Source organism: Allocoleopsis sp. (genome assembly GCF_036703385.1).
In the GTDB taxonomy this organism is placed as follows: Bacteria; Cyanobacteriota; Cyanobacteriia; order Cyanobacteriales; family Coleofasciculaceae; genus Allocoleopsis.
Genome location: NZ_DATNPA010000137.1, coordinates 1 through 8,675, shown reverse-complemented (window position 1 = coordinate 8,675; position 8,675 = coordinate 1). Strand labels below are relative to the sequence as shown.

Annotated in this window: 9 protein-coding genes; 6 read left to right on the top strand and 3 right to left on the bottom strand. The window is 46.0% G+C overall.

Annotated elements, in window-relative coordinates; all coding sequences use genetic code 11:
• Positions 1-4 precede the first annotated feature (4 nt).
• Both sixA and V6C93_RS06840 read left to right on the top strand, forming a co-directional pair.
• Positions 5-502, top strand: a complete 498-nt coding sequence (sixA, locus tag V6C93_RS06845) for a phosphohistidine phosphatase SixA (protein WP_349262634.1) — start codon at positions 5-7, stop codon at positions 500-502.
• A 185-nt stretch (positions 503-687) separates the two neighbouring features.
• On the top strand, positions 688-1,824 hold the full coding sequence (locus tag V6C93_RS06840; RefSeq protein ID WP_333475905.1) for a citrate synthase: 1,137 nt from the start codon (positions 688-690) through the stop codon (positions 1,822-1,824).
• 161 nt (positions 1,825-1,985) lie between these two features.
• Here V6C93_RS06840 and V6C93_RS06835 read toward each other — a convergent pair whose 3' ends face one another.
• Together V6C93_RS06835 and V6C93_RS06830 are read right to left on the bottom strand one after the other, a co-directional pair.
• Entirely contained in the window at positions 1,986-2,306 is a 321-nt protein-coding gene (locus V6C93_RS06835; RefSeq protein WP_333475904.1) for a hypothetical protein, read from the bottom strand.
• Positions 2,307-2,362: 56 nt separating this feature from the next.
• Complete coding sequence (locus tag V6C93_RS06830) at positions 2,363-3,970, bottom strand: hypothetical protein (RefSeq protein ID WP_333475903.1); 1,608 nt, start codon at positions 3,968-3,970, stop codon at positions 2,363-2,365.
• Between the two features lie 456 nt (positions 3,971-4,426).
• Here V6C93_RS06830 and nuoH point away from each other — a divergent pair, with 456 nt between their 5' ends.
• The 4 genes from nuoH to nuoK all read left to right on the top strand — a co-directional run bounded on the left by nuoH (position 4,427) and on the right by nuoK (position 7,429).
• The gene (gene nuoH, locus V6C93_RS06825; RefSeq protein WP_333475902.1) at positions 4,427-5,545 is read left to right on the top strand and encodes an NADH-quinone oxidoreductase subunit NuoH; all 1,119 of its coding nucleotides are present in this window, start codon (positions 4,427-4,429) and stop codon (positions 5,543-5,545) included.
• Positions 5,546-5,700: 155 nt separating this feature from the next.
• Entirely contained in the window at positions 5,701-6,306 is a 606-nt protein-coding gene (gene ndhI / locus V6C93_RS06820) for an NAD(P)H-quinone oxidoreductase subunit I (RefSeq protein WP_333475907.1), read from the top strand.
• Positions 6,307-6,454: 148 nt separating this feature from the next.
• Positions 6,455-7,078: an NADH-quinone oxidoreductase subunit J gene (locus tag V6C93_RS06815; protein ID WP_333475901.1), complete on the top strand. Its 624-nt coding sequence runs from the start codon at positions 6,455-6,457 to the stop codon at positions 7,076-7,078.
• A 39-nt stretch (positions 7,079-7,117) separates the two neighbouring features.
• A complete protein-coding gene (gene nuoK / locus V6C93_RS06810) occupies positions 7,118-7,429 on the top strand; it encodes an NADH-quinone oxidoreductase subunit NuoK (protein WP_015183635.1) in 312 nt (103 codons plus the stop codon).
• A gap of 117 nt (positions 7,430-7,546) precedes the next feature.
• Here the strand turns inward: nuoK and V6C93_RS06805 are convergent.
• A partial coding sequence (locus V6C93_RS06805) for a leucine-rich repeat domain-containing protein (protein WP_333475900.1) occupies positions 7,547-8,675 on the bottom strand: 1,129 nt, incomplete at its 5' end.

Genomic DNA, 8,675 nt, shown 5'->3' with positions numbered 1-8,675 from the left:
CTTTATGGAACTGTATTTGATTCGCCACGGCATCGCAGCTCTAAGGGAGAATTACGCCAAGGATAAAGAACGTCCGCTGACCGACAAGGGGCGTCAGAAAACGGCTAAAGTAGCCAAACAACTCCATGAGCGGGGTCTACGATTTGACCTAATTTTGACCAGTCCTTTGGTACGGGCACGAGAAACCGCTACCATTCTCCAAGAGGCTGGTCTGGCTTCCCATGTTGAAGAATTTGCGGCTCTAGCTCCGGATGGTGATATCTATGTCTGGCTCGGTTGGCTAGAACAACGGTGGCAGCAAGAGGCTAGGGATAAATCCTTAGCGTTAGTTGGTCATCAACCCGATTTAGGTAACTGGGCAGAAACCTTAGTGTGGGGTGAGGCCAAAGAAAAACTAGTTCTCAAAAAAGCTGGAATTATCGGGATAAACATACCAGACACCAAGTCCCCCATCGGTCAAAGTGAACTGTTCTTGTTGAGCTCGCCTAAGTGGTTAGTGTGAACGACCCCTAGTTTCGCCGTGCTACACAAGGGGCTTCGACAATACCAAAGGAACGCTACACTACACAAGGGGACTTACCGATGCTTGAGTTAACAAGGATTTAATAAATTTTGTAATACAAGCGACTAATATAGAAGTTTCTGGTAAGTTAGCCTGAGAACATTTCAAACTCATTCGATAGTAAGATGACAGTCTGCGAATATAGACCAGGTCTAGAAGGTATTCCCGTTGCTCAATCCAGTATTAGCTATGTCGATGGACAAAAGGGAATACTGGAGTATCGTGGTATTCGCATTGAAGAACTCGCGTCAAAGAGTACATTCCTGGAAACATCGTATCTGCTGATTTGGGGTGAGCTGCCGACCAAGGAAGAACTCGACGCCTTTGAATATGAAATTCGCCACCGTCGGCGCATCAAATACCGGATTAGGGACATGATGAAGTGTTTCCCGGAAACCGGTCACCCGATGGATGCGCTGCAAGCTTCGGCGGCGGCACTCGGTCTTTTTTATTCAAAACGAGCGCTAGATAACCCTGATTACATTAGGGAGGCGGTGGTACGCTTGTTGGCAAAAATTCCGACGATGGTAGCAGCCTTTAAGCAAATGCGTAAAGGCAACGATCCTGTTCAGCCGAATGATGACTTGGACTACTCGGCCAACTTCTTGTACATGCTCAATGAGCAAAAACCCGATCCTTTAGCGGCGCGGATTTTCGATGTTTGCTTGACGCTTCATGCCGAACACACGATGAATGCATCCACATTCTCGGCAATGGTTACTGCATCGACGTTGACTGACCCCTATGCTGTGGTGGCTTCAGCCGTGGGGACTCTAGCCGGTCCTTTGCATGGTGGAGCGAATGAAGAAGTGATCACCATGTTGGAAGAAATTGGCTCGGTGGACAATGTCCGCTCCTATGTAGAGGATTGCGTCCAGCGTAAGGCGAAAATTATGGGTTTTGGTCACCGTGTCTATAAAGTGAAAGACCCACGAGCGACGATTCTGCAAAACTTAGCAGAGCAACTCTTTGAGAAGTTTGGTCACGATAAGTACTATGATATTGCGGTTGCATTAGAACAGGCAGTCGAGGAAAAGCTGGGTCATAAAGGGATTTACGCCAACGTAGATTTTTATTCCGGTTTAGTTTACCGAAAATTGGGGATTCCTACTGATCTGTTTACACCCATTTTTGCGATCGCGCGGGTGGCAGGTTGGCTGGCTCACTGGAAAGAGCAGCTAGAGGAAAACCGCATTTTCCGACCTACTCAAATTTACACGGGTGTCCACAGTGTTGATTACCATCCCATCGAACAACGCTAGAGGCGAGGCTGGGAACGTTGAGATGAAATCAGAGGCGTGAGCTTAGCATTCTGCTGTTGGTTATCGTCTCTGATTAATGGGGGGTGAAAAGAGGAGCGCTCGCTAGTAATCCCGTTTTCCCAAGTAGTTGCAAGCAGACTAATCTTTTTCCCCTTTTTAAGCTATCTCCGATTTCTTCTAAGAAGCATCTTAAAGAGGATGATATCCTTAACTCCCAGGTATATCAGCAACAGATGAAACAGGAAACAGCCAAACTGCAATATTGGGTCTAGTCGCCATCCGTGGAAGATAAAAAGAAAGCCAACAAACAACAAAACTATAGGAGCAATAAATGCCTGAATTATGTAAAGGAATATTCCGATACCGCCCAATTCTCTTCCTGTAGCTACGGGTATGGCAATAGACACAGCGAAGTAGGCGATAGCTAGGATGATATCGAGAAGTCCTAAAACTGAGGCAGAGTTCAAACCGAAATTTACCATAATTTGAGTAAATGAAAAAAGATGGAGCGATTGCCTTTTAATCTTCTAGAATCGTCTTACTGAGTCTTATCAGCATTTTTCTGTGCGTAGTCTAAATTGCGCTGGTACTCAATTGCCTTTTGCTGCGCTACGGTATATTGGGAATGGGAAGAGGGTACAGCTTTCATGAGTGCGATCGCTTCTTGCCATTCACTCGCCACTAAATTCCAGTCATCCTTCAATGTCGCTGATTGGGTAAGTGTAGCCGCACTCATCGCCTTGTTGATGGCCTTTTGGAATGGGTCAGTCTGCTGCGAGGACGCAGGCGATTCAGAACTAACAGAAGGAACGGACGAGGGAGTAACAGATGGAAGTTGGGGTGAGGCTAAAATTGGAGTTTGAGAAGCTACGGGTTGCGGTATAGTTTCTTCTAGCGTTGACCATCTTGAAAACCAGTAAATCCCTATAGCAACCAAGGGAATCAAGAGAATTGTTAGCAATTTTTTAGCTAATTTTTGAGGCTTTCGCTGATGCGACGGGGACGGTTGTATTGTCTTGGAGAACTCTACCCTGCCCTTCTTTGCCTGATTCAACTCGATCTCGCCACCCTGACTGTCGCGTTCTACATCTGTCTTCTCAACCTGAACTCCCCTTCGCCCAGAGCGATGATTCCAGTAAGCAACGTTTTGATTGGGGAAAAGGCGGTGACGGATTAGATACTCAGCTTGGTAGAGATAGGCTGGAAGTATTACCCAAATGGCTAATTCAATTTCATTGAGATGATATTTATCTTCATAGTTCTGAATAGCCCTTTTTACGACTTCTCGGCAGGCGGCTATTTGATCTACTGTCTCATAAGAATTACAGCCTCGAATTTGGGGAATAAAGGCTCCTAAAATGATCAAGCTGCCTATCAGGCATATAATTAAGATAGCTGTGTCATAAAATCCTTGCCATAAACTATTTCCAGAGGGTAACCATCGCAGCCAATGATTCGATAGATTTTCCTTCTTCCAGAGAATTGAGAAAAAGTAATGGACGTAGGCAAGCGAAAGCGTCGGCACTAAGAGCATTAATCCCCCAGCCAAGAACAGTACCGTTTGGCTATGAGCGATCGCTAACAGCAGAGAAGACCAAACACCGGCAAAGATAAAACTCCCAAAAAAAATAGACGCCATTAATGGAATTAGAATAAACGCCCGGAACCAAGAACTGGGATAGGGAAACCATTTCGGCCATTGGTCAGCCTTGGTGTTCATAGCACTGGGTCTAGTGCCGCTGGGGGCGATCGCGCTGCGCTGCTGCCCTTCGTCGAGCACATCCGTTGCTTTCAACTTATCTAGCGAAGGCGATTTTGAGAGCTTAGGTTGATTTTTAGCTTCCTTGGTCTTATAAGTTAAATCTAGAGATTCTGTCCAAGCTGGAGAGGGTTGTCCTATCTGTTTGCCGTAGATTTTTACGGTCTTGATTGATTTGACTGCTAACTTCACCATAAGCTTATGGATGAAGGCGACTGAGTCTTTTTTCTCAGGCAATTGCTCTGATTTGAGTACTACTAAGAGGCAATCATCCTTCTGTGCAGCTTGTGCAGTAATCCCTTTGTCTTGCAGCAGGTAATTCATCACCGAGATAATTGCTTGTTCGTCTCCCTGCTTGGCAAGTTCCAGAAGAGTTGGATGAGTCATAACTCATAGGGGCGAAGAGTGTATCAGATAACCATCTAGTTTAACTGTATTGAAATTGCTATATAAGGATGAAGCAACATTTATTTCAACTATTTCAGAGATATTTACTGAAGAGTTGAAAAATACTCGCATAAAACAGCGCTAGACATCATCTGTCTTTGCCCGTAAAAACATAATCCTACCTCTGGAAAGACCCAATCCTACTAGCTCATGCTAGTAGGATGAGTATCAACCATTACTATGGGTGCTATAGAGACGAGCGCTAGTTATAAGAAACAAGAAGAAAAACTAACCAACCTGATAAGTATAAATTCTGAGGGGTTGCGCTGAGCGGATAACCATCGAACGATATACTAGGCAGAGAGGCTCCTAAAAAAATCTTCACAAAAGAACTGTATAGATGTATTCGATACTCTCTGTGTCGAATTGCCTCAGTAATTACACGTATCGGCAAAGATGAATCCAGGAATAGACCTCCAAGGAAATTTTATTCAATCGTTGAGGGACTTGGGCATCCCACCTGGTGCCGCTAAAGCCATTTGGATGCCGCTACCGATGTTTCTCATGATTATCGGCGCAACGGTAGGCGTCTTAGTGCTCGTCTGGCTAGAACGGAAAATTTCTGCGGCTGCCCAACAACGAATTGGCCCCGAATATGCCGGACCACTGGGTGTACTCCAGCCAGTGGCAGATGGTTTGAAGCTCGTCTTTAAAGAAGACATTGTCCCTGCTAAAGCGGATCGGTGGCTCTTCACACTCGGACCGATCCTTGTAGTTTTACCCGTGTTTCTGTCCTACCTGATTGTGCCCTTCGGACAGAACCTCGTCATCACCGATGTGGGGACGGGGATATTTTTATGGATTGCCTTATCCAGCGTTCAGCCGATTGGTCTGTTGATGTCAGGCTATGCATCCAACAACAAGTATTCCCTCCTGGGTGGTTTGAGGGCAGCAGCACAGTCGATTAGTTACGAAATTCCTCTAGCACTGGCAGTCCTGGCCATTGTGATGATGTCCAACAGCCTTAGCACCATTGACATTGTTGAACAGCAATCGGGCTACGGCATTTTGGGCTGGAACGTTTGGCGTCAACCCGTGGGGTTCCTCATTTTTTGGATTTCCGCTTTGGCAGAATGTGAGCGACTGCCTTTCGACCTTCCAGAAGCGGAAGAAGAATTGGTTGCCGGGTATCAAACCGAGTACGCCGGGATGAAGTTTGCTCTGTTTTATATCGGTTCTTACGTCAACCTGGTTCTTTCTGCCCTACTGGTTGCTGTTCTCTATCTAGGTGGCTGGGAGTCCCCTATTCCCCTCGATCAGTTAGCCAATTGGCTGGGTGTTGATGAAACCAGTTCTTGGTTGCAGGTGATCACAGCCGCTTTGGGGATTAGCATGACCTTACTCAAGGCATACTTCCTAGTCTTTATCGCCATTCTGCTGCGCTGGACAGTTCCCCGCGTTCGTATTGACCAACTCCTCAATTTAGGATGGAAGTTCCTGCTTCCCGTCGGTCTGGTCAATCTACTCTTGACTGCCGCACTCAAATTAGCATTTCCCTTCGCCTTTGGCGGTTAGATAAAAAAATGGAAAGTTGAACAGTTGGAAAGTTGGAAAGCTCAGGAGACAAACTGATCACTTACTAACATTCCAACCTTCAACCTGCTAATCAGCTAAATTTCCACCCTCTTCCGTCCAAAGACTTTAAAACGAGAGAGACACTCAGAACTATGCTGAAGTTCCTTAAACAAGTTGGCGACTACGCCAAAGAAACTGTTCAAGCCGCCCGCTACATTGGTCAAGGGCTAGCCGTTACCTTTGACCACATGCAGCGGCGTCCTATCACAGTACAGTATCCTTACGAAAAACTTATTCCTTCCGAGCGGTTTCGCGGTCGGATTCACTTTGAGTTTGATAAGTGTATTTCCTGCGAAGTCTGTGTTCGGGTTTGTCCGATTAACCTACCAGTCGTAGACTACGACTTTGACAAAGCCAGCAAGAAGAAAAAACTCAAGAGCTATAGCATCGACTTCGGAGTTTGTATCTTCTGTGCCAATTGCATCGAATACTGCCCAACGAACTGTTTATCGGCGACTGAAGAGTACGAAATATCTACCTACGATCGCCACGAGCTAAACTATGACAACGTGGCAATGGGACGGCTACCATACAAAGTCACGCAAGACCCAATGGTCACTCCTCTACGCGAACTCGCCTATCTGCCGAAGGGTGTTTTAGACCCCCACGATTTGCCTTCAGGGTCTCAACGCGCTGCTCTGCGTCCAGAGCAAATTGCTCAGCAGATGGAACCGAAGAAAGAAGAAACAACCCAGAAATAGTCGTCAACTAATTGGGGATTGGCGACTTTAGATTTTGGATGAACTATTTGTGTGGCTTTCCTTGCCGCCTTAGAATTAACCCCAATTCTAAAATCCAAAATCTTCGCATCCAAAATCTAGAATTAATAGTCAAGGAGATTAGGGAACGGTGAATCTAGCGGAAGGAGTTCAGATTGTTTCATTTGGCCTACTGTCAGTGATGATGATTGGGACAGCTTTGGGTGTTGTCCTACTGTCCAACATCGTCTATTCGGCTTTTTTATTGGGTGGTGTTTTCGTTAGCATTGCCGGTTTATACCTTTTGCTCAATGCTGACTTTGTGGCAGCAGCACAATTATTGATTTATGTTGGGGCGGTTAACGTCCTCATCTTGTTCGCCATCATGCTGGTGAATAAGCGGGAGGATTTTGCTCCGATGGCTAATCGCTGGATTCGCCAAGGGTCAACCGCACTTGTTTGTGTCGGTTTGTTCGTACTTCTGAGCACAATGGTACTGGCGACACCGTGGTCTGTTTATACAGGCGCTTCTGTCCTGGGTGATAATTCCGTTGTGAAGATTGGTATGCATTTCTTCAGCGACTTTTTATTACCGTTTGAGCTGGCGTCTGTTCTGTTGTTGATGGCAATGGTAGGTGCAATTATTCTGGCACGTCGGGACTATATTCCAGAGGAACTCATTCCTCGTGACATCGGTACGGCAACAGCTTCAACGTTGCCAGAGCGCCCTCGTGAGCTGGTATCAGCTGCTAGTGCAACGCCAAGAGAGCGTTAAAGTGGTTTGTTAAAATTCCATTGATAACTGAGAAGATTCATGCACCTCCAACTCCAATACTTCTTACTTTTAGCCGCTGCTCTGTTCTGTATTGGCATTTATGGCTTAATTACTAGCCGCAATGCTGTTCGAGTGCTGATGTCAATTGAACTCATGCTGAATGCCGTCAACCTGAATTTAATGGGGTTCTCCAACTTCATCGATCCACAAGAGATTAAAGGTCAGGTTTTTACGGTATTTGTAATTACTGTAGCAGCAGCTGAGGCAGCTGTGGGCTTAGCGATCGTGCTTTCGATTTATCGTAACCGCGAGACAGTGGATATGGAGCAATTTAATCTGCTCAAGTGGTAATTTGTCTGCCTTTAGGTACCTTCGTATTATCGAAGCTTAATAGACTATGAACGCCTGCCGATATCGGTGGGCGTTTTTGTGGGTAGGATATGCGATCGCTCTCTTTCCTCGACCCTCTCAAGTTTGCACTGAAAATTCCTCTGGATCGACTCCCCAATTCACCCAAGAAATTGCTTCACGCGCTGAATTCTTATCAGGTGGGACTCGCAATGTGTGAATATATCCGGTACTAGGGCAAGTCATTTTGAGAAGATAAATTGGCTCCTCATCCGCATCGAAATCAATTCCAATCAGCGTGTATTCTTGCCAAGAATCTAATTCAATCGCTTCCAATTCCTCAACAAGTCGGGCATAACCAATTTCGTGAATCAGGACTCGTCTCAGTTCGGCATTTTCCTCAGATACGAGCCATTGAGCTTGCCACTGAGTAGGATGTACTTTGCCATATTTTTCAGGTAATCTTACTCCGTGATAAGCGTAGATACTCCAACCATCGGCAAATTGCACAGCGGGGTCACCTTCGGCATGGAGACGTTCTTGGTTGTCAAATGAGAAAATGCGGGGGCGATCGCAAACCACACAAACCTTCTCATAGGGAAATATCCAACCGCAGGAGGAGAACATTAGCTTGAGACACCGCAGCGTTTGTTGTTCTTTGTCCTTGAGTACACAACCGCATTCAAAGATGCTGATCAGTTCAACCAATTTTTCAGGGGTAATGTAATGCTCTAGCTTCAGGCCGTCAGTTTTTAACTGTTGCTCCAGTTGTTCCTCGATTTCCCACCCTAATTGAAATGGCATTTGCTCGCGCCACCAATCCCACAGTGCCTGACTCAGCAGTTTTTTTGCCGCCTCGGATAGCACTTGTGTCAGTGGGTTTCCCAATGGTTCACATCCACCTAATAAAACAAGAGCCGCGTATGGACTACTGCAAAAAGTGATCTCAGGTTCGGCAAAGCCGATGGTGGCGTAGGCTGACTTGACGGCAATAGTTGCTTGTTGACGAACAATGGGTTCAGTTGAGAGGTTGCGCCACTGCTGTTGAAGGGCTTGGAGCAGACTCAAGTTGGGAATTGGGTTGTTGTCGAGATACAGGTAATGCAGCTCAGTTAGACCAAACAGGGGTGTGATATCGCTGATTTGATTAGAGTTGAGATCCAGATGGGTTAAGTTAGTCAGGCCAGACAGGGGTGTGATATCGCTGATTTGATTAGAGTTGAGATCCAGATGGGTTAAGTTAGTCAGG